This window comes from Nonomuraea fuscirosea (assembly GCF_035917475.1).
Classification (GTDB): Bacteria; Actinomycetota; Actinomycetes; order Streptosporangiales; family Streptosporangiaceae; genus Nonomuraea; species Nonomuraea fuscirosea.
Map to the genome: position 1 here is coordinate 6864062 of NZ_CP109074.1, position 19456 is coordinate 6883517.

At 72.8% G+C, this 19456-nt stretch carries 18 protein-coding genes; 9 read left to right on the plus strand and 9 right to left on the minus strand.

The window, feature by feature from the left end:
• Positions 1 to 3: 3 nt before the first annotated feature.
• Positions 4 to 1875: a CocE/NonD family hydrolase gene (locus OIE67_RS31460; RefSeq protein WP_326627247.1), complete on the minus strand. Its 1872-nt coding sequence runs from the start codon at positions 1873 to 1875 to the stop codon at positions 4 to 6.
• Positions 1872 to 2999: an FAD-dependent monooxygenase gene (locus tag OIE67_RS31465; protein ID WP_326627248.1), complete on the minus strand. Its 1128-nt coding sequence runs from the start codon at positions 2997 to 2999 to the stop codon at positions 1872 to 1874. Before OIE67_RS31465 ends, OIE67_RS31460 begins: the two co-directional genes overlap by 4 nt.
• 118 nt (positions 3000 to 3117) lie before the next feature.
• Here OIE67_RS31465 and OIE67_RS31470 point away from each other — a divergent pair, with 118 nt between their 5' ends.
• Positions 3118 to 4029 carry a LysR family transcriptional regulator gene (locus OIE67_RS31470; RefSeq protein WP_326627250.1) on the plus strand — a complete coding sequence of 304 codons (912 nt, stop codon included), beginning with the start codon at positions 3118 to 3120 and terminating at the stop codon, positions 4027 to 4029.
• An 82-nt stretch (positions 4030 to 4111) separates the two neighbouring features.
• Entirely contained in the window at positions 4112 to 4720 is a 609-nt protein-coding gene (locus OIE67_RS31475; protein ID WP_326627252.1) for an NAD(P)-dependent oxidoreductase, read from the plus strand.
• Here the strand turns inward: OIE67_RS31475 and OIE67_RS31480 are convergent.
• The 3 genes from OIE67_RS31480 to OIE67_RS31490 form a co-directional block, all read right to left on the minus strand.
• Entirely contained in the window at positions 4717 to 5610 is an 894-nt protein-coding gene (locus OIE67_RS31480; protein WP_326627254.1) for a LysR substrate-binding domain-containing protein, read from the minus strand. The genes OIE67_RS31475 and OIE67_RS31480 overlap by 4 nt on opposite strands.
• Before the next feature lie 46 nt (positions 5611 to 5656).
• On the minus strand, positions 5657 to 6616 hold the full coding sequence (locus tag OIE67_RS31485; RefSeq protein ID WP_326627256.1) for an ornithine cyclodeaminase family protein: 960 nt from the start codon (positions 6614 to 6616) through the stop codon (positions 5657 to 5659).
• 128 nt (positions 6617 to 6744) lie between these two features.
• Positions 6745 to 7338, minus strand: a complete 594-nt coding sequence (locus tag OIE67_RS31490) for a TetR/AcrR family transcriptional regulator (RefSeq protein ID WP_326627258.1) — start codon at positions 7336 to 7338, stop codon at positions 6745 to 6747.
• 76 nt (positions 7339 to 7414) lie between these two features.
• Between OIE67_RS31490 and OIE67_RS31495 the strand changes: the two genes are divergently transcribed.
• Positions 7415 to 8908, plus strand: a complete 1494-nt coding sequence (locus OIE67_RS31495) for a carboxylesterase/lipase family protein (protein WP_326627260.1) — start codon at positions 7415 to 7417, stop codon at positions 8906 to 8908.
• Here the strand turns inward: OIE67_RS31495 and OIE67_RS31500 are convergent.
• Positions 8905 to 9618: a GntR family transcriptional regulator gene (locus OIE67_RS31500; RefSeq protein WP_106245532.1), complete on the minus strand. Its 714-nt coding sequence runs from the start codon at positions 9616 to 9618 to the stop codon at positions 8905 to 8907. The genes OIE67_RS31495 and OIE67_RS31500 overlap by 4 nt on opposite strands.
• A gap of 194 nt (positions 9619 to 9812) precedes the next feature.
• On the opposite strand from OIE67_RS31500, the gene OIE67_RS31505 reads away from it, so the two are divergent.
• From OIE67_RS31505 to OIE67_RS31530, 6 genes are read left to right on the plus strand one after another with little or no spacing between them, the layout of a single operon-like run.
• Positions 9813 to 10844, plus strand: coding sequence for an autoinducer 2 ABC transporter substrate-binding protein (locus OIE67_RS31505; protein WP_326627264.1), 1032 nt, complete (start codon positions 9813 to 9815; stop codon positions 10842 to 10844).
• A gap of 7 nt (positions 10845 to 10851) precedes the next feature.
• Positions 10852 to 12348, plus strand: coding sequence for a sugar ABC transporter ATP-binding protein (locus OIE67_RS31510; RefSeq protein WP_326627266.1), 1497 nt, complete (start codon positions 10852 to 10854; stop codon positions 12346 to 12348).
• Positions 12345 to 13331, plus strand: a complete 987-nt coding sequence (locus OIE67_RS31515; RefSeq protein ID WP_106245537.1) for an ABC transporter permease — start codon at positions 12345 to 12347, stop codon at positions 13329 to 13331. The genes OIE67_RS31510 and OIE67_RS31515 overlap by 4 nt, the downstream gene beginning before the upstream one ends.
• On the plus strand, positions 13328 to 14311 hold the full coding sequence (locus OIE67_RS31520) for an ABC transporter permease (RefSeq protein ID WP_326627269.1): 984 nt from the start codon (positions 13328 to 13330) through the stop codon (positions 14309 to 14311). The genes OIE67_RS31515 and OIE67_RS31520 overlap by 4 nt, the downstream gene beginning before the upstream one ends.
• A complete protein-coding gene (locus OIE67_RS31525) occupies positions 14308 to 15312 on the plus strand; it encodes a carbohydrate kinase family protein (protein ID WP_326627271.1) in 1005 nt (334 codons plus the stop codon). The genes OIE67_RS31520 and OIE67_RS31525 overlap by 4 nt, the downstream gene beginning before the upstream one ends.
• A complete protein-coding gene (locus tag OIE67_RS31530) occupies positions 15312 to 16367 on the plus strand; it encodes an ADP-ribosylglycohydrolase family protein (RefSeq protein ID WP_326627273.1) in 1056 nt (351 codons plus the stop codon). Before OIE67_RS31525 ends, OIE67_RS31530 begins: the two co-directional genes overlap by 1 nt.
• Here OIE67_RS31530 and OIE67_RS31535 read toward each other — a convergent pair.
• Genes OIE67_RS31535 through OIE67_RS31545 form a run of 3 tightly spaced genes read right to left on the minus strand, consistent with a single transcriptional unit; the run spans position 16354 to position 19452 of the window.
• The gene (locus OIE67_RS31535) at positions 16354 to 17724 is read right to left on the minus strand and encodes a glycoside hydrolase family 5 protein (protein WP_326627274.1); all 1371 of its coding nucleotides are present in this window, start codon (positions 17722 to 17724) and stop codon (positions 16354 to 16356) included. The two genes, OIE67_RS31530 and OIE67_RS31535, sit on opposite strands and share 14 nt — an antisense overlap.
• An 8-nt stretch (positions 17725 to 17732) precedes the next feature.
• Positions 17733 to 18530 (minus strand): carbohydrate ABC transporter permease, encoded by a 798-nt coding sequence (locus OIE67_RS31540; RefSeq protein WP_219912071.1) that lies wholly within the window; start codon positions 18528 to 18530, stop codon positions 17733 to 17735.
• Positions 18514 to 19452, minus strand: a complete 939-nt coding sequence (locus OIE67_RS31545) for a carbohydrate ABC transporter permease (protein ID WP_106245546.1) — start codon at positions 19450 to 19452, stop codon at positions 18514 to 18516. Before OIE67_RS31545 ends, OIE67_RS31540 begins: the two co-directional genes overlap by 17 nt.
• Between the last annotated feature and the right edge of the window lie 4 nt (positions 19453 to 19456).

A 19456-nucleotide genomic window follows, 5' to 3' on the forward strand; every position in this document is an offset into this window, starting at 1 on the left:
GGGTCATGCGTCCGCTTCCGCTTCCGTGGTTTCTGTCAGGGGTGCCGGGTCCGGGCGGTCGATCAGCGGCAGCACCAGGCGGCTGGGATGGCCCGGGCCGTGATGGACCTGGTTGACCGCGACCACCAGGTCGTCCGGGCCGTCGGTGGCGATCGTCGCGCCTGTGTTGGTGTTGCGGTCGTAGCGGGGGAAGCAGCTGCTGGAGACCTCCAGCAGGATGCGGTGCCCGGGCAGGAAGACGTTCGACGTCACGCCCAGGTCGATGCTCAGCTCGTAGACCGTCCCCGGCTCCATGAGCTCGGGCTCGGTGAGCGAGCCGCGGTGGCGGGCGCGCTGGATGCCCTCGCACAGCAGGATCGCCCTGCCGTCGGGGTGCACGTCCACGAGCTTGCCGGTGAAGTCGGTGTCCGGGGCGGAGGAGGAGACGTGCAGGACCAGGCCGACGTGGCCGGTGACCTCGATCGGGCGCTCCAGGACGGCGGTGCTGAAGCACAGCACGTCGTCGCGCGCCTCGGCCTCCGCTTGGTCGGCCGGGCCCGGGTAGGCGCCGGGCAGGGCGGCGAGCACGGTGCCGCCCAGGCTCGGCACCGGGTGGCGCGGGTCGTACCGGAAGGTGTCGGCCGCCTCCGCCGCCGGGACGTCGCGCCGCAGCAGGCCGTCGCCGGCGGCGGTGTTGGCGCGGCCGGCCCCGTCGAGGAAGAACGGAGTGTGGCGGGTGCCGGGCAGCGGCCAGTCCGCCTCGTCGCGCCACCGGTCGGCGCCCATGACGAAGATGCGCACCCGGTGCGTGTCGTCGGAGGCGCGGTCGGGCGCTCTGTCGGGCGCGCCGTCGGAGGCATCCGGCCTGCCCCGGACCCATCGGTCGAAGAACCGCAGGTGTGCGGCCGTGACGTCGGCGGCCTTGATGCCGGCGTCGAGCCCGAACGACCGGTCGGGGAAGGTGCCGAGGTCCGTGCCGTCGGCGTGGCTCCAGGGGCCGATGATCAGCCGCTGGCCGTCGCGGGCCGCGGCGCTGCCGCCGTGGCGGCGCATCATGGTGTAGGAGCGGACGGTCTCGCGGATGAAGACGTCGTACCAGCCGCCGATGTGCAGCGCGGGGACGGTGATGTCGGCGCAGCGGTCGATCGCGGCGATCTCCTGCCAGAACGCGTCCCGTTGCGGATGGCCGAGCACCTGGCCGGCCCAGGGCAGGTGCCGGGTCAGCGCCGCGCGGTCGGCGAGCGGCAGGGAGTCGTGCAGCAGCCCGGGATCGGACAATCCAGCCATGAGCCTGCCGGCATCGGCAACGTCGGCGTTCCCGTCGTCGACACCGCCACCGCCCTCACCGTCGCCTTTGGCGTCGGCGAGGGTGCGGTGCAGGTTGCGCAGGGCCGACAGGGTGCCCCAGGTCAGCACGGCGTCCTGCGACAGCGCGCCCCCCGTCGAGTACCACGGCGCCGCGTACGGATCGGCGGAGGTCATCACGGGTGCGATGGCCCGCAGCGCCGGCACCTCGCGCACGGCCGCCTCCCACTGCGCGAACCCCATGTAGGACCCGCCCCACATGCCGACCGCCCCGTCGCACCACGGCTGCGCGGCCAGCCAGGCGAGCGTGTCGGCGCCGTCGCGGCCCTCGTGCGCGTGCGGCACGAACGTCCCCGGCGAGCGGGAGGTGCCGCGCACGTCCTGGGCCACCACCGCGTAGCCTGCGGCCACGAGGGCGAACACGTCCGGCAGCTTCGGGTTGCCGTACAGCCCGGCGTCGTCCTTGCCGTAGGGGGTGCGGACCAGCAGCGCGGGAAACGGTCCAGGGCCGGCGGGCCGCCAGACGTTGGTGGCGAGGGCGATGCCGTCGCGCATCGGCACCGGCACGTCCACCTCGACGGTGAACGTCATGCCCGTGCCCGTCCCGTCTCAGCGTGCTGGGGCTGGGACTGGGGGGTGATCATCCAGTGGCTGAAGGCGGCGTAGTTCCGTGCGAAGAGCTCCGGCGTGGGAGCGTGCTCGACCGCCGCCGACAGCCGCGCGACGTGCTCGTACCGCGGGATCTGGGCGGCCTCGTAGGCGGCGAGAGCGGCGGGTACGTCGCCGCCGGGGGTGAGCAGGCGACCGAGCAGGGCGGCGTCCTCGATGCCCAGCGTCGCGCCGGCGGTGATGTGCGGCGACATCGCGTGGGCCGAGTCGCCGGCCAGCACGACCCGCGCGGAGACCCAGTGCGGCAGCGGCGGCACGAGCATGATCTGGTTGTGCAGGATCACCTCGTCCGGCGTGGCCTCGATCAGCCGGCTCAGGATCCCGTCCCGCCCGTCCTCCTCCAGGTGGGCGGCCCGTTCCAGGGCCTGCTGCTTCGGAGTGCCGGTCAGCGGGGGCGAGTTGAACTGATTGACCAGCCAGTAGACCTTCCCGTCCTGGGTACGCAGGTACCCGCCCCGGCAGCCGTCGCCGCCCAGGATCAGCCGGTCGTCCGGCACGGGGATGCCGGGGGCGGGGAAGACGGCGCGCCAGGCGTGGTGGCCGTCGTGCTCACGGGCCTCGGCGCCCGGCACCAGTTGCGCGCGTACCGCCGAGTACGCCCCGTCCGCCCCGACGAGCACGTCCCCCTGCTCCTCGCTGCCGTCGGTCAACCGGACGGTGACGTGGTCCGCGTGCTCGTCGTAGGCGTCGAACCCGGTGGACAGGCGGATGTTGGCGCGGCCCACGGCGTCGGCGAGCAGATCGTTCAGCTTCGCCCGGTGCACCAGCAGGTACCGATGGTCCTCCGGCCCGAACTCCGGCGTTTCGAGCAGCCGCCCGGCCGGGTCGTGGAAGTACATCTCGCTGGGTTTGCCGATGGCGCGCACCTCGTCACCGAGGCCGAGTTCGTCGTACACCGCCAGCGCGTTGGCCCACAGTCCCAGCCCGGCCCCCGCGGCGCGGATCTCCGGCGCCTGCTCACAGATCACCACCTCGATCCCGGCGCGGCGCAGCGCGAGCCCCGTCGTCAAGCCCACGATCCCGCCACCGATCAGCACAGCCCGCATCACAGCCACCTCCGTCGTTCTCGGCACATGTCCGTCGCGCTGCCCACCGTAGGAACGACTCCGGATTAGCACCAGTGCAACATCGGTACGGACTCATTGCGCGTGTGATAATCGGCGGATGGACCACGTCGATCTCAACCTGATCGAGGCGCTGGACGCGCTGCTCGCCGAGAACAGCGTGACCAAGGCGGCGGCGCGCCTGCACACGTCGGCGCCGGCGATGAGCCGGGCCCTGTCCCGGCTGCGCCGCGCCTTCGACGATCCGCTGCTCGTCCGCGCCGGCCGCGATCTCGTGCCCACGCCCAGGGCTCTGGAGCTGCGCGGTGAGGCGCACGCGATCGCGACCCGGGCGCGGGCGTTGTTCGCGCCGTCGACGGCCGCCGATCCGCGGACCACGGTGCGGGTGTTCGACCTCCAGGTCACCGACATGTTGTCCACGACGTTCATCCCGGCCCTCATCGACGACCTGCGCGTCGAGGCGCCCGGCATCTCGCTGCGGCTGCGGCCGGAGAACCTGGAGGACACCCCGGCCCTGCGCGAGGGGCTGGTCGATCTGGAGATCGGCAGCATCCGGCCCGGCGATCCCGAGATCCGCGTGGCGACGCTGGTCACGGAGACGCTGGCCGGCGTGGTGCGGCCCGGCCACCCGCTGGCGGAGGGGGCGGCCGTGACGCCCGAGCGGTTCGCCGCGGCCGATCACATCGTGGTGTCGCGGCGCGGGCGGGCCCACGGCCCGATCGACGAGCAGCTGGCCGCCCTTGACCTGCGCCGGCGGGTGGTCGCCGTGGTGCCGACGTTCGCGGGGGCGCTGTTCCTGGCCCGCGAGACCGACGTGGTCTGCGTCGCCCCGACCCGGCTGGGGCGGCCGATGCTGGAGACGCTCGGCCTGCGTACGTTCCCGATCCCCTTGACGTTGCCCACCGTCACGATCGACATGGCGTGGCATCCGCGCAACCACCACGACCGCACGCACCAGCTGCTCCGCGAGCGCATCAGCCACATCATGGCCGCCCTCGCCGGCCTGGAGTGAGCATGCGGATTGCGCCACGGTAAATCATCCGTTGTGATACTTGCATTTGCCGTTATCCGGGCGGGTGCCTAGCGTTCCCGGCATGCATCTCACCGTTCTCGCGGCCTCGGGCCGTACCGGACTCGCCCTCACCCGGCAGGCGCTGCGGCGCGGCCACACCGTCACGGCGATCGCCCGCGATCCCGCGCGCATCGACCTGCCCGGCTCCCCCGGCCTGACCAAGGTGGCCGGCGACGTGCACGATCCGGCGAGCATCGCCGCGATCGTGGGCGCGGACTCTGTCGTCCTGTCCGCTCTCGGCACCGACCAGGCGGGCGTCCTCCTGGCCGGCGCCAAGGCGGTCCTCGCCGCCGGGCCGCGCCGCGTCATCTGGCTCGGCGCCTACGGCACCGGCGAATCCGCCGCCGCGGCGGGAGCGGGCGCGAGCGTCCTCGTGCGGTTGCTGGGCGACCGGCTCGCGGACAAGGTCGCGGCCGACGGCGCCGTCCTCGCGGCCGGGGGCACGGTCTTCCACGCCGGGGTGCTCGGCGACGGGCCGGAGGATCCCGGCAGGCGCACGGCCGGCCTGGACGCCGCGCCGCCGTTCGACCTCGGCGCGAAGGTCAGCCGCGAGAGCGTCGCCGCGGCCATGCTGGACGAGGCCGAGTCGCCCCGCTTCCCCGGGGCCGTGGCCCTGCCGCTGCCCGGTTAGACGATCTCGGCCAGGCAGGCCCGTACCTGATCGCGCAGCCAGGCGTGGGCGGGGTCGGAGTCGTAGCGCTGGTGCCAGTCGCAGCTGATCACCGCCGCCGGGAACTCGACCGGCAGCGGCCGGGTGACCAGCCCGAACGCCTCGACGTACGGGCGGCTGAGCAGGTCCGTGCAGGTGACCAGCACCTCGCCGCCACGGGCCATCAGCAGGGCCACGGGCAGGCTCGCCACGGCCGCGACCACCTGGCGGCGCAGGCCCTGGGCTGCCAGCACGTCGTCGATCGGCGCGGTGAGGCGGCCCCGCCGGGAGACCACCACGTGCGGCCGCGCCGCGTACCCGCCCAGGTCGAGGCCGCCCGCGCACGGGTGGTCCTGGCGCATCGCCACGACGAGCGGATCGTGCCCGAGCGTCTCCGACCGGAACTCGGGCTGGTCGGGCCGGCCGCCGCCGAGCTCCAGGTCGACGCGCCCGTACCGCAGGTCGTCGGTGTCGGCGGAGTGCTCGCCCAGGAATCGGAGCCGTACGGCGGGGGCCCGCTCCTGGATCCTGGCGACCAGCGCGGGCACGAGCGGGGCGGCGAGCGCGTCGTGGCACTGGATCGTGAAGGTGCGTTCCAGTGTGGCCAGGTCCGGCCGGCGGGCCGGCGCGAGCACGTCGTGCGCCTGCCTGACCAGCCGGTGCACGTCCTCCCTGATCGCCAGCGCGTACGGGGTGGGGGTCATCGTGTGGCCGGTGCGGACGAGGAGGTCGTCGCCGGTGACCTTGCGCAGCCGGCCGAGCGTACGGCTGACCGCGGGCGACGACAGCCCCAGCCGCTCGGCCGCCCCCATCACGCTGCCCTCTTCGAGCAGGGCGTCGAGCACGGTGAGCAGGTTCAGATCCACGTGCATGCCAGTGATTCCCCTCCCGGCGGCGGACGTCGGTGATCGGCCGGGCTCAGGACGCGCCGAGGAAGTCGACCGTGCGGCCGAGGTCGCGGCGTTCGGCTTCGCGGTAGGCCAGCCAGGCGAGGGCGAGGTCCTGCCAGGGCAGACCCACCGGACCGTACACCGTGAGCTGTTCGGGGCCGGTGCGGCCCGGGTGGTCGGCGCGCAGGATCTCGCCGAGGGTGGCGTGCGCCGCCTCCGCCGGCAGGCCGGTCGCGGCGAGGACGCCCATGGCTGCGGCGAGCGGCCGGTCGTCCACCGCGAGCACCCCCGCGGCCTCCAGAACGGGGCGCGCCAGCTCCTGCTTGTCCGGTTCGTCCACACCCAGCGTGGTCAGGTGCCGGCCGGGGCGGACGTCGGCGAGGGTCAGCAGCGGGGTGCGGGACCAGGTGGCGAGCACCACGACGGAGGCGTGCGCGGCCACCTCGGCCGCCGATGCCGCGACGCGGCCGCCGTGCCGGTCGCGGAAGGCCGCGGCCCGCTCAGGCGACACGTCGTGAATGATCAGATCGCGTACGGGACGCAGCCGCCGCAGTCCGGTCACCACGAGGTCCGCCTGGGCCCCCGCACCGACGACTCCCACGACGTCACCCGCATCGTCGCTGCTCCGGGCGGCCAGCGCGTCGGTGCCGAGGGCGGCCGCCAGGCCCGTGCGCCACGCCGTGACGGTGGCGCTGTCGAGCAAGGCGAGCAGTTCGCCGTCCTGGCCGCCGTGCAGGCAGATGACGCCGCGCAGCGCCGGGCTGGCCGCCGGGAACTTCGCGTTGACCTTCACCGTGTACGCGTCGATCCCGGGCAGCAGTCCGGGGATCAGCGCGGTGGCCGTGCCGGGGAACGGCAGCTCCGCCCGGATCCTCTGCCCGGCGAACGCCCCGCCGCCGTCCTGGACGAAACCGTCGCGCAGGGCCGCGAGACAGGCGTCAGGATCGAGCAGGGTGAGCAGGTCACCACGGGTGAGGATTCTGGTCATGCCGGCCATGATGACAGGCGCGGTCCTTCCGGAGGATCGTCGCCCCCGTCAGGGCGAAGCAGCCGGTCGGAGTACGCGTCGGCCGCCGGACAGCGAAGCAGCCGGTCGGAGCGAACGTCGGCCGCCCGTCAGCGGAACAGCCGTTCCAGGTGCGCGTCGATGGCGGTGAGCGCGTCGCCTGGCTCGATCACCCCCAGTTCGAGCAGCGGCGTCAGACCGGTGAGGGCGAGGAGCAGGTTGGTCTCGGTGGCGGGATCCCGATCGGGGCCGATGTCCCCGTCGGCGATCGCCTGCCGGACCAGCTCCCCGACGAGCGCGCGTCCCTGGACGAGACCGCGGCGGGCCTGCTCGCGCACGGCCTCGTCGTGCAGCGCCTCAAGGACGTAGGCGGCGCTCATCCGGCTGGTCGCGCGGGCGTCGGCGTGCAGGGGGAGCATCTCCGCGAGCGTCACGCGCAGCACGTCACGCGGGTGCGGACGGTCGCCGAGCCGGGCGAGGCCCTGGCCGACGCGCAGCGAGGTCTGCTCGGAGGCGAAGTCCATGGCGAAGGAGAGCATGGCGCTCCGCGAGGCGAAGTAGTGCTGCAACTGCCCGAGGGAGATGCCCGCCTCCTGCGCCACCACGCGCATCGTCAGCTGGCTGACGCCGCGCCGCTCCACCACCCGCCACAGGGCGCGGGCGATCGTCTCGCGGCGGTCGCGGTGATCCACCTGTTTCGGCATGACCGGCCCTCCCGGATGTCTTTCCCATACAACTGACATAATACAGTTGACCTACAACCGGACGGAAGGGGATGTCATGCCGGAACAGCCGAAGGTGCGCACCACGGAAGGTGTGGTGCAGGGGCTCTGGCGAGAGGGACACGCCGTGTTCCGCGGCATCCCGTACGCCCGGCCCCCGGTGGGGGAGCTGCGTTTCCAGGCTCCCGCCCCGCCGCGGCGCTGGGAGGGGACGAGGCAGGCGACGGAGTTCGGCCCTCCGGTGCCGCTGTCCCTGCCGATCGACACGGGCCCGCCGCGGGGCACGGACTGGCTGACGCTCAACGTGGGCACCCCGGACCCGGGCGCGGCGGGTCTGCCGGTGCTGGTGTGGCTGCCCGTGGGCGGCTACGTGTCGGCGGCGTCGAACGACCCGATGTTCGATCCGGCGGCGCTGGCCGAGGCGGGACTCGTCGTGGTGAGCGTCAACTGCCGCGTGGGCGCGGAGGGTTTCGCGTTCCTCGACGACGCGCCGCCCAACCGCGGGTTCCTCGACCAGATCGCGGCGCTGGAGTGGGTGCGGCGCAACATCGCCGCGTTCGGCGGCGATCCCGGCCGGGTCACCGTGGGCGGGACGTCCGCGGGGGCGGGGTCGGTCGCCGCCCTGCTCACGATGAAGCCGGCCCGCGGCCTGTTCCGGCGCGCCATCGCCCACTCCGTACCGGGGCTGCACAGTACGCCCGCGCTGGCCCGGGAGATCACCGCCGCGTTCGCGGAGCGGGTCGGCGCGCCGGCCCCCACCGCGGCGGCCCTGCGTGACGTCGAACCCTGGCGGCTGGCCGCGGAGCTCACCGCCTTCGGCGCCGGCCTCCACGCCTGCCGGGAGCGCTGGGGCCGGATCACCGAGTCCGGCACCGCCCTGTGCCCGGTCATCGACGGGGAGATCCTCCAGGAGACGCCGTGGTCCGCGCTGACCGGCGCGCGGGCGAGCGGGATCGAGCTGCTCGCCGGCCACGCACGGGATGAGTTCCGGCTGTTCAGCGTCATGAGCGGACGCCGGGGCACGTTCACCGGGCAGCACGCCCGCGACGCGCTGGACCTGCTCGCCCCGCGACCGCACGGCGCGGATGCCTACCGTGCCGGGTTCCCGCAGGCCGGTCCGGAGGAGCTGGTGGAGACGGTGTACGCGGACGCCCTGTTCCGCATGCCGTCGCAGGGGCTGGCCGAGGCGAACACCGCGGCCGGCGGCACCTCCTACCTGTTCGAACTGTGCTGGACCGCCCCCGCCCAGGGCGGCGCCCTGGGCGCCTGCCACAGCCTCGACATCCCCTTGGCCTTCGGCACGCTGGACAGCCCCGTCGGCACGCAACTCCTCGGCGGCGAACCCACCCCCGAGGCCGTCGCGGTCTCCGGCGAGCTCAAGGGAGCATGGGTCCGCTTCGTCACCACCGGCGACGCCGGATGGGCCGCCTACCGGCCGGACCTGCGCCTCACCCGTGTCCTGGACGTCGAGCCGGACACGCGGCCCTACCCCGAAGAGGCGTCCCGCCGGATCTGGGCGGGCCACCACCCCGCCCCCTTCGATCTCCCCTAAGCGCGCAGTTTGACCACGTAGCGGTAGCGGTCGCCGCGGGCCGCCGAGCGGGTGTACTCGACCGGCCGGCCCGCCCGGTCGTACGTCCACCGCCTGATCACGATGAGCGGGCTGCCGACAGGGACGCCGAGCACGCCCGCCTCCCGCTCATCGGCGGCCTCGGCGTGGATGCTCTCGGTGGCCTCGGCGACCCTGGTGTCGAGGTCCTCGGCGAGGGAGGCGTACAGGGACTGGCGCTCCGACAGCACCTCGGGGTCGATGCGGGAGCCGATCCGGTCGGGCAGCCAGGAGTCGAGCAGCGCGAAGGGGGAGCCGGAGCCCGTGCGCACCCGGCGGACCAGCCACACGGCCTCGGAGGGGAGGAAGCCGAGGATCTCCAGCGGCGGGGCGGGGTCGCGGCGGATCTCGACCCCGGTGATGCCCGGCTCAAGGCCCAGGTCGCGCAGCAGGGTGGTGAAGCTGCGCAGGCTGCCGAGCGAGTGGCTGATGCCGATCTCCACGTTGACGTAGCTGCCCGAGCCGCGGCGCCGGGTGATGAGGTTGGCCGCGGCCAGGCGGTCGAGCGCCACTCTGACGGTGTTCCTGCTGACGCCGTACTCGTCGGTGAGCGCCTCCTCGGACGGCAGCCGCTCGCCTGGTTTGTACCGGCCGTCCAGGATCTGCGTGCGCAGAGAATCGGCGACGATCTCGTGCGCATGGCGCTTGGTCATGCGGGTCTCCCCTCGCTCACAAAGCCGGCGCAGACCGAAGTATCAGTAACAGTCGACCAACACAACTTATACCTACAGGAACCAGATTAGTACCTACAACTCTTGACATTGTTAGGTACTGATTTCTAGCCTGGGGCCACAGGCGGCACGGGGCGCGCCTTCGTGACCAGTCAGTCGTCTCGTGAGGATGCGATATGCGAAACATCAAGGCCGGGATCGTGGCCACCCTGTCAGCGTTCGCGCTGGCGGCCTGCTCGACGGTGGGCGGTTCGGCGAGCCCGAGCGCCGCTCCGGACGGCGGTGGCGGCGGCGACGGGGGCAAGAAGGTCGCCTTCGTCTCCCAGGTGGAGGGGGTCCCCTACTTCTCCGCCTTCAAGCAGGGCGCCACGGAGACGGCGAAGTCGCTCGGCATGTCCTACACGCAGGCGGGTCCCGCCACCGCGGACGCGACCGAGCAGGTCCGCATCTTCAACAGCCTGGTCCAGCAGGGCTACGCCGCGATCGCGGTCTCCCCGCTCGACCCCCGCTCGATGAACCCCGCCATCGCGGCGGCGCGGAAGAAGGGCATCGTGGTCATCACCTCCGACGCCGACGCGCCCGACAGCGAGCGCCAGGTCTTCGTGCAGCAGGCCACCGACGCCGCGCTCGGCGCGACCGTCATGGACCAGATCGCCGCGAAGATGGGCGGCCAGGGCAAGTACGGCATCGTCTCCGGCGCCGCCGACACCCAGACGTTCAACAGCTGGGTGGCCGAGGCGCGCGAGCGGCAGGAGGCCGCGTACCCGAAGATGCAGCTCGTGGGCGGGGTGCGCTACACCACCGACACCGCGCAGGCGCTGAAGGAGGCGCAGGACCTCATGACCGCCAACCCCGACCTCAAGGGGCTCGTCGCGGTGCCCTCGACGGCGGTGCCCGGCGTGGCGCAGGCCGTCCAGAACGCCGGCAAGGCCGGGCAGATCGCCGTCTCCGGTTTCGGCTCGCCCAAGACCGCGCGCACGTACGTCGAGTCGGGCGCGATGACCTCCACGGTCCTGTGGGACGTGCCGCAGCTCGGCATCCTGACCGTCTGGGCGATGAAGCAGCTCCTGGACGGCAAGCAGATCGCCGCGGACAACACCGTGCCGGGGCTCAAGCAGCCGGTGAAGTACGACGCCGGCGACAAGACTCTGGTGCTGGGCCCGCCGATGGTCTTCACCAAGTCGAACATCGCGCAGTTCGACTACTAGGAGCGACGTGCGGACGATCCTCTCGGTGACCGGGCTCTCCAAGAGCTTCGGAGCCACCGCCGCGCTCACCGACGTCGGCTTCACGCTGGCGGCCGGAGAGCGGCTGGCCCTGCTCGGCGAGAACGGCGCCGGCAAGTCCACCCTGATCAAGCTCATCGCCGGCGTGCACCGGCCGGACGCCGGTGAGATGACGCTCGACGGCGAGCCGCACCGGCCCGCCTCGCCCGGCGCCGCGCTGGCCGCCGGCGTCAGCGTCGTCTACCAGGAGCCGTCGTTCTTCCCGCGGCTTTCCGTGCTGGAGAACCTCTTCGTCGGCCGCGAGCCGCGCGACCGCCTGACCCAGGTCGACTGGGGCGAGATGCGCACGCGCGGCGTGGAGCTGTTCGGGCGGCTCGGCCTGCCCGTGGAGCTGCTGAACCGGCGGATGGACGCGCTCAGCCTGGCCGAGCAGCAGCTCGCCCTGATCGCCAGGGCCGTGGACGTCGACGCCAAGGTGCTGATCCTGGACGAGCCCACCTCGATCCTGACCGACGCCGAGGCCCGCCGGCTCTTCCGCGTGGTCCAGCGGCTCTCGGAGGCGGGCGTGGCCATCCTCTACATCACCCACCGCTTCGAGGAGCTGGAGCACGTCGCGGACCGGTTCATCGTGCTCAAGGACGGGCGCCTGGCCGGCGACCTGCCCGCCGCCGCGGCCGACCACGACCGGATCCTGGAGATGATGTCCGGCCGCCCGGTCAACGCCACGATCAGCCGGTCGGTCGCCGACCCCGGCCCCGTGGTGCTGGAGGCGGACGGGATCACGGTGCCGGGCTCGCTGTCCGGCGTCGGCCTGACCGTGCGCGAGAGCGAGGTCGTCGGCCTGTACGGGCTCGTCGGCGCCGGGCGGACGGAGCTGGCCCTGACCGTCTTCGGCATGCTGCGCCCCACGGCCGGATCGATGCGGGTGCGCGGCGAGCCGTACGCGCCGAAGAGCCCGCGCGACGCCATGGCGCGCGGCATCGCCTACCTGCCCGAGGACAGGAAGACGCAGGGCCTCTTCCCCGGCATGGACACGATGAGCAACCTCACCGCCGTCCTGCTGCCCGCCCTGCTGGGACGCTTCGGCGTCATCCGGCGGGCCAAGGAGCGCGAGCTCGCCTCCACGTGGGTGCGCTCGCTGCGGATCAAGGCCCCGACGCTCGACTTCCCCGTCACCGGCCTGTCCGGCGGGCACCAGCAGAAGGTGCTCTTCGCCCGGCAGCTCGTCACCGGCCCGGAGATCCTCATCCTCGACGAGCCGACCCGCGGCATCGACGTGGCCACCAAGACCGACATCCAGCAGCGGCTGGTGGAGGTCGCCCGCGAGGGCACGGCGGTGCTGGTCATCTCCAGCGACCTGCCGGAGCTGCTGGCCGTCTCCGACCGCGTCTACGTCATGCGCGAGGGCCGGATGGCCGCCGAGCTGCACGGTGACGACCTGACCGAGGACGCCGTGCTGCGCGCCACGATGGGAGTGAACCGGTGAGCGCCGTGTCTGCCGTGACGGCCCCGTCGCCGCGCCTGCTGACCCTGCTGCGCGACGCGCTGCTGCCGATCCTCCTCGTCGCCGAGGTGATCTTCTTCGGCCTGGCCGCCCCCGACTTCCTGTCCGCCTCCAACCTCGCCAACGTGGTGATCAACTCGGCCGACCTGGCCCTGCTGGCGGCCGGGATGACGCTGGTCGTGCTGCTGGCCGGGATCGACGTGTCGGTCGGCCCGATGCTGGGCGTGGTCGCCTGGGTCGGCGCCTCCCTGTTCGTGGCCGGCCTGCCGCCGCTGCTCGTGGTGCTGGCCTCGGTGCTGCTCGGCGGGCTGCTCGGCGCGGTCAACGCCGGGCTGATCGTCGGCGGGCGGATCTCCCCCATCATCGCCACGCTGGGCACCGCCGCCGTCTTCAAGACCGTGCTGTTCGTCCTGTGGAACAGCACCGACGTCTTCGCCGGGCCCGTCGTGCCGGTGCTCGGTCCCGCGCGGGCGGGCGGCTTCCCGCTGGTCGGCGTGGTCGTCCTGGTGGTGTTCGGGATCTTCGCGTACGTCCTGCGTCACCGCGTGTTCGGCCGGCGGCTGTTCGCCATCGGCAACGACGCCGAGGGCGCGCGGCTGCTGGGCGTGCCCGTCGGCCGCACCTCGTTCGTGGCGTACGTGCTGGTGGGAGCACTCGTCGGCATCGCGGCCCTGATCTACGTGGGCCGGGTCGGCGTGGTGCAGGCCACCGCCGGGCAGGAGCTGACCCTGCCCGCCATCGCCGCCGTGGTCGTCGGCGGCACCAGCATCCTGGGCGGCGAGGGCGGCGTGCTGCGCACCCTCGGCGGCCTGGTCTTCATCGCGCTGCTGCAGAACGGAGTCGTCCTCATGGGCGTGCCTCCGCTGTGGAACGGGGTGCTGGTCGGCCTGGCCGTCGCCCTCGCGGTGGCCTTCGACGTCCTGACCAGACGCACCCTCGACAAGCGGATCGGAGCGCGGAAATGACAACGACAGCCGTGGCCAGGCGCTCGCTGCGCGACCGGCTGAGCGACCGCCGGGTGTTCCTCGCGGTGCTCGTCGTCGCGCTCGGTGCCCTGATGAGCGTGCTGTCGCCGTACTTCCTCCAGGTGGGCAACCTCCTGGCGATGACGCAGTACGGCGCGGTCATCGGCCTGCTGGCCCTCGGCCAGGCGTTCGTCATCCTGGGCGGCAGGGGCGGCATCGACCTGTCCGTGGGGTCGGTGCTGAGCCTGTCGGGCATCGTCATGGGGCTGCTCGCGCAGAACGCCGGGCTCAGCCCGTGGGTGGCCGCGCTGGTCACCGTCGTCTTCGGCGGCCTGCTCGGCTCGGTGAACGGCTTCATGATCGCCCGGCTCGGCCTGCCTCCGCTCATCGTCACGCTGAGCACGCTCTTCCTGTACGGCGCCCTCGCGCAGGTGCTGACAGGCGGCGGCCAGCTCGGCGGGTTCGACGGAGGCGGCTTCCCCGCGCTGGGGCAGAGCGCGATCCTCGGCGTCCCCACCCAGGTGCTCCTGGTCCTGGCGCCGATGTACGCGCTGGCCATCTGGGCGCAGAACCGCACGGCGTTCGGCCGCCGCCTGCACCAGGCCGGCACCAGCGACCGGGCCGCGGGGCTGGCCGGGATCGACGTGCGGCGGCTGCGGTTCCGGCTCTACGTCCTGTCGGGCGCGCTGGCCGCGCTCGGCGCCGTGGTGACCAACGCGTGGCTGCTCACCGCCAGGCCCAGCGCGGGCACCGGCATGGAGCTGCAGGCGATCACCATCGCGGTGCTCGGCGGCATCGACATCTTCGGCGGCCGGGGGCACCTCAGCGGAGTCCTGCTGGCGCTCGCCGTCGTGGTCGTGCTGTCGTGGGGGCTGCAGCTGGCGCAGGTCGGCAACTCCGTGCAGACCGGCATCCTCGGCCTGGTCCTCGTCGGCGCGGCCCTGCTGAACAACCTGATCGGCAGGAAGGCCGCCGGATGACGACCCAGAACGACCGGCCCGTCAACGAACGGGCCTCGGACGACCGGCCCGTGGACGACCGGCCCGTGGATGTGCTGGCCGTCGGTGATGCCAGCGTCGACTACTTCGTGCACGTGCCGCACATCGCGGTGGCCGACGACAAGGCGATCGGCCGGCTGGCCGGTGTGCACGGCGGCGGCATGAGCGCCAACCTGGCCGCCGCCGCGAGCTTCGCCGGGGCCAGGGCGGCGCTGGCCACGGCGGTGGGCGCGGACGACCTCGGCCGGCAGGCCCTCGACCGGCTCGCGGCCCAGGGCGTGGACGTCTCCGCCAGCGTCACCGTACCCGGCGGGCACACCTGGTTCTGCGTGATCCAGCTCGACCCCAGCGGCGAGAAGTCCCTGGTCGGTGCGGTGACCGAGGTGAAGATCCCGGCCGTCGGCCAGATCTCCGACGAGTTGCTGCGCACGGCGCGGCTGGTCGCGCCGCTGGCGGACGACCTCGACTGGGCCATCGCCCTGGCCGGACGGGCCGGGGCGGGCGGCGCGAAGGTGGCCGTGGACCTGGAGCCCGACGCGGTCGCCGGCCGGCTCGACCAGGTGCGGGAGCTGGCCCGGCTCAGCGACCTCGTCTTCTGCAACCAGCGCGCCGCCGACGTGCTGGCCGGCGGCGACCCCGCGCGCTGCGCCGCGCTGCTGCTCGCGGCCGGCGCCGGGGCCGTCGTGGTGACCAGGGGGCGGGCCGGCGCCCTCTGCTTCGCCCCTGGGCAGAGCTGGTCGGCGCGCGGGCCGGAGATCGAGGTCGTGGACACCACCGGCGCGGGCGACACGCTGGCCGGGGCGTTCACCGGGTCCTGGATCCGCGGGCGGTCCCTGGCCGACAGCCTGCGCGCCGGGGTCGCCGCGGCCTCGCACTGCGTCGGGCATCTCGGCTCACGCGCCTATCTCGATGCCGGGACCGGCATCGATTCTCTCGTGCGGAACGTCACTCTCGACGCCGCTCCTCCCCTGCAAGGATTCTGATGATCACTCTTCTGGACCGCATCCACGGCAGCCTGGCCGCCGCCTGCATCGCCGACGCCCTCGGCGCCCCCACCGAGGAACGCTCCATCCCGGAGATCCGGCGGCTGTTCGGGCACCGGGTGGAGAGCTTCCACGCGCCGCTGCCCGACGCGCCGTACGCGGTCGGGCGCGGGCCGGCCCAGATCACCGACGACTCCAGCCAGATGCTGCTGCTGGCCGAGGCGTTCATCGCGCACGACGGGGACGTCACCCCCGAGGTCATGGCCGACCTGCTGATCGGCTGGTCCGGCAACCCCGACTACTTCCCCCACTTCGCCGGACCCACCACCCGGCGGGCGATCGAGCGGCTCAAGGCCGGCGAGGACCCCTGGGAGGTCGGCCGGTCGGGCCGCATCATGAGCGAGGGCGCCAGCAACGGCGGCGCCATGCGGGTCGCCCCCGCCGGCCTGGTGCACCCCGGCGACATCGAGGGCGCGGTGCGCGCCGCGCACCTGACGTGCGTGCCCAGCCACCACACGAACATCGGCGTCGCCGGAGCCGCGGCCATCGCCGCCGCCACCGCCGCGGCGTGCGTGGACGGCGCCGACCTGTTCCAGGTCGTCCGGGCCGCGCGGCACGGCGCGGAGCTCGGCGAGCGGCTGGGCTCCGAGCAGGGCCGGCACGTCCCCGGGCCGTCGGTCGCCGAGCGGATCGACCTCGCGGTCACGCTCGCGGTGCAGTCGCGCGACCTGGACGACGCCATCGAACGGATCGCCGCCGTCATCGGCACCGGGCTGCCCGCGGCCGAGGCGTGCCCGGCCGCCATCGGCCTGCTCGTGGCGGCCGGCGGCGACCCGTTCCAGACCGCGGTCGCGGCGGCCACCGCCGGCGGCGACTCCGACACGGTGGGCTGCATGGCGGCGGCCGTCGCGGGCGCGCTCAACGGCGTCGCCGCGCTGCCCGCCGAGACAGTCGCCCGGGTCGAGCAGGCCAACGGACTGGACCTGGCCGGCGTGGCGGCCCGCCTGACGGCGGTCGCCCGCCCGGTGCCCGCCGATCGGGTCAGCCGGTCCTGAGCTGGTCGAGGAGCGGGGTGCGGATGTCGCAGTTGGCGAGGGCGAACGAGTCGGCGAGGGCGATCAGGTCGTCGTCGCCGAGCCCGCGGAACAGCTCGGCGTACTCGTACGCCAGCGGCTGGGCGACCGCGATGTTCAGGATGAGCGTCCTGACCCAGTCGAAACGGCCCCACGGGTAGGGATCGAAGCCGGGGACCTCGCGCGCGATCAGCTCCTGGAACGGCTCGGTCACCTCCGCGACGCCCCGGCCGTCGCTGCCCCACTGGTCGGCGCCCAGCCGGTTCTTCTTCGCCACGAAGTCGCCGAACCGGGTCAGGTACGCCGAGTCCGGCCGGACCATGACCACGCCCTGCCGGCCGAGGTCCTTGTACATCCAGATGGACCAGCCGGCCCCGTCCCGGCGGTAGATGTCGAGCTGGTCGTCGAGGAGCCGCCGGCGCATGGCGTCCACCCGCTCGTCACCGGTGTAGATGGGGCCGAACTCCCCCACCCAGACCGGCGTCCCGGTCCGGCGGCAGTACGCGGTGCGGTCGGCGTACTTGGCCTCCAGCGCCGCCCTGTCGTAGTGCCGGCCGTCGGTGACACCCGGGTAGTCCCCGCCGCGGCCCAGGCCGGGGGCGGCGTAGTCGTGGCAGACGTAGACGGTGTTCTCCCACGGCTCGGCGAAGACGTCGAACTCCGTCGAGTACGTGTTGCCGTCGAGGAACAGGATGTGGCGGTCGTCCACCTTCCTGATGGCCTCGACCAGGCGGCGGTAGAAGGGCCCGACCACCTCCCGCGACTCGTCCGCCGGCTCGTTGATCGGGTTGTACCCGGCCACCCACGGGTTGTCCTTGTAGTGGTCGGCGATGTGCTCCCACATGGCCACCACCCGGTCCTGGAAGTGCGGATGCTCCCAGAACGCGGCCCGGTGCGTGGGGTTGTCGGAGTGCCAGTGGTGGTTCTGCCCGCCCGGCAGCGCGTGCAGATCGATGACCGAGTAGACGCCGTGCCGCGCGCACGCCTCGACGGCCCGGTCGAGGTGCCGGAACCCGTCCTCCTTGAACACGAACGGCGCGCGGTCGTCCTCGAAATGGTGGTAGTTGACCGGGATCCGGACGCAGTTCAGACCGGCCCCGGCCAGCAGTTCCGCGTCGGCGTCGGCGAAGAACGCGCTCAGCAGCCGGTCGAAGAAGAGCTCGTAGCGCTCCTCGCCGAGCACGGCGCGAACGGTGGCGCGCATCAGCGACTCGTTGCCGGAATAGCCGGTGATGAAGTTCTCCATGTTGAGCCAGCCGCCCACGGCGACGCCGCGCAGGCGTACGGTGGCGCCGCTCTCGTCGACGAACCGGCGGCCCTCTGTGCGCAGAAACGTCATGCCCTCTCCTACTTCAGCGCGCCGGCCGCCAGGCCGCGCTCGAACAGTCCCTGCAGGCAGAGATAGGCCGCGATCTCGGGGATCGCGGTGATCACCGCGCTGGCCAGGACCTTGGTCTGGTCGTTGCTGAACTGGCTGACGAAGAACTGCGGCAGCAGCGTGATCGTCTGCTTGGCCGGGTCCTGGATGAGGACCAGCGGCAGCAGGTACGAGTTCCACGCCCCGATCAGCGTCAGCACGACGATCGCCGCGCCGATCGGCCGCGTCATCGGCAGCACGATGTAACGGAAGGCCGTGAAGACGCCGGCGCCGTCGACCCGCGCCGCGTCGAACAGCGAGTCGGGCACCCCGTCGATGAACTTGCGGGTGAGCAGCACGGCGAAGGGGATCTGCAGCGCCGCCAGCGGCAGCACGACCGCCCAGTACGTGTCGTACACGCCGAGGGCCAGGGTGGTCGCGAACAGCGGCGTGAGCAGGACGACCTCGGGCAGCGTGAGCGCGGCCAGGATCAGCCAGAAGTAGACCTCCTTGGCGCGGATGCGCAGCTTGGAGAAGCCGAACGCGGCCAGCATGGTCAGCACGTACACGATCACGATCGTCGAGACGGCGATGATCGCGCTGTTCCTGAAGAACGTCCCGACCGCGCCGACCGAGAACACCGCCTGGTAGTTGCCCAGCCCCTCGCCCGCCAGCGACCCCTGGACCATGGCGACCAGGGGGAACACGTACGGGATGATCATCAGGGTGGCGACGAGCTGGAGCAGCAGCCGCGTCGAGCGGCGACGGGCCTCAAACACCGGGCTCACGGTCCTTCCTGTTGGCACGGGCGGCGACGGCGATCGCGCCGAGCAGCGCCAGGACGAGCAGCATCACCGACAGGGCCGCCCCGTAGCCGACGTGCGCCTGCGGGATGCTCACCCGGTAGATGTAGGTGCCGAGGAACTCGGTGCTGTAGTTGGGCCCGCCGATCGTCACCAGGTACGGCACGTCGAACGTCTTGAGCGCCCCGATCACGCCGAGCATGGCGAGGGCCACCGTGGTCCCCCTGACGCCGGGCCAGACGATGCTGACCAGGATCCGCAGGTTGCCCGCGCCGTCGGTGCGGGCCGCCTCCAGGACCTCGGGGTCGATCTGCCCCATCGCCGCGTAGTAGAGGACGAAGGTCAGGCCGGTGAACTCCCAGACGGTGATGAACATGATGACCGGCATCGCCGTGCTCGACTGGGCCAGCCACGGCTGGGCCAGGAAGCCGAGCCCGATGTGCTCCAGTGTCCAGTTGAGCTGGCCGTCGGCGGCGAACATCTGCCGGAACACCGGCGCCATCGTGGCCGGCGCGATGACGACCGGGGTGAACACGAGCACCTTGTAGACGGCGGTGAGCCTGATCTTCGAGTGCAGCACCGCCGCGAAGACGAACCCGATGAGGGTCTGCACGGTGAACGTGACCACGAAGAACAGCACCGTGTGCCAGAGGGCGAGCCAGAACACCGGGTCGGCCAGGATCTCGGTGTAGTTCTGCGCCCCCACCGGGGTCGGGGTCGGGCTCGTGCCGTCCCAGTCGAGCGTCGAGAGGTAACCGGTCTCGATGATGCAGTAGTAGATGAGGCCGACGACGAGCACGAAGGCCGGGGAGATCCACGGCAGGCCGGAGGGACGCAGGTTCTTCCTGTTCCGGCGGGCCGTGGGAGTCGTGGCGGACGGGGGCCGGGTTTCGGTGATGGAGGTCATGAGC

Coding starts and splice junctions, on each gene's coding strand:
- OIE67_RS31465 (WP_326627248.1), bottom strand. CDS start 2,999: ATGCGGGCTGTGCTGATCGGTGGCGGGATCGTGGGCTTGACGACGGGG.
- OIE67_RS31470 (WP_326627250.1), top strand. CDS start 3,118: ATGGACCACGTCGATCTCAACCTGATCGAGGCGCTGGACGCGCTGCTC.
- OIE67_RS31530 (WP_326627273.1), top strand. CDS start 15,312: ATGATCACTCTTCTGGACCGCATCCACGGCAGCCTGGCCGCCGCCTGC.
- OIE67_RS31545 (WP_106245546.1), bottom strand. CDS start 19,452: ATGACCTCCATCACCGAAACCCGGCCCCCGTCCGCCACGACTCCCACG.
- OIE67_RS31460 (WP_326627247.1), bottom strand. CDS start 1,875: ATGACGTTCACCGTCGAGGTGGACGTGCCGGTGCCGATGCGCGACGGC.
- OIE67_RS31495 (WP_326627260.1), top strand. CDS start 7,415: ATGCCGGAACAGCCGAAGGTGCGCACCACGGAAGGTGTGGTGCAGGGG.
- OIE67_RS31490 (WP_326627258.1), bottom strand. CDS start 7,338: ATGCCGAAACAGGTGGATCACCGCGACCGCCGCGAGACGATCGCCCGC.
- OIE67_RS31525 (WP_326627271.1), top strand. CDS start 14,308: ATGACGACCCAGAACGACCGGCCCGTCAACGAACGGGCCTCGGACGAC.
- OIE67_RS31520 (WP_326627269.1), top strand. CDS start 13,328: ATGACAACGACAGCCGTGGCCAGGCGCTCGCTGCGCGACCGGCTGAGC.
- OIE67_RS31505 (WP_326627264.1), top strand. CDS start 9,813: ATGCGAAACATCAAGGCCGGGATCGTGGCCACCCTGTCAGCGTTCGCG.
- OIE67_RS31485 (WP_326627256.1), bottom strand. CDS start 6,616: ATGACCAGAATCCTCACCCGTGGTGACCTGCTCACCCTGCTCGATCCT.
- OIE67_RS31500 (WP_106245532.1), bottom strand. CDS start 9,618: ATGACCAAGCGCCATGCGCACGAGATCGTCGCCGATTCTCTGCGCACG.
- OIE67_RS31475 (WP_326627252.1), top strand. CDS start 4,112: ATGCATCTCACCGTTCTCGCGGCCTCGGGCCGTACCGGACTCGCCCTC.
- OIE67_RS31535 (WP_326627274.1), bottom strand. CDS start 17,724: ATGACGTTTCTGCGCACAGAGGGCCGCCGGTTCGTCGACGAGAGCGGC.
- OIE67_RS31480 (WP_326627254.1), bottom strand. CDS start 5,610: ATGCACGTGGATCTGAACCTGCTCACCGTGCTCGACGCCCTGCTCGAA.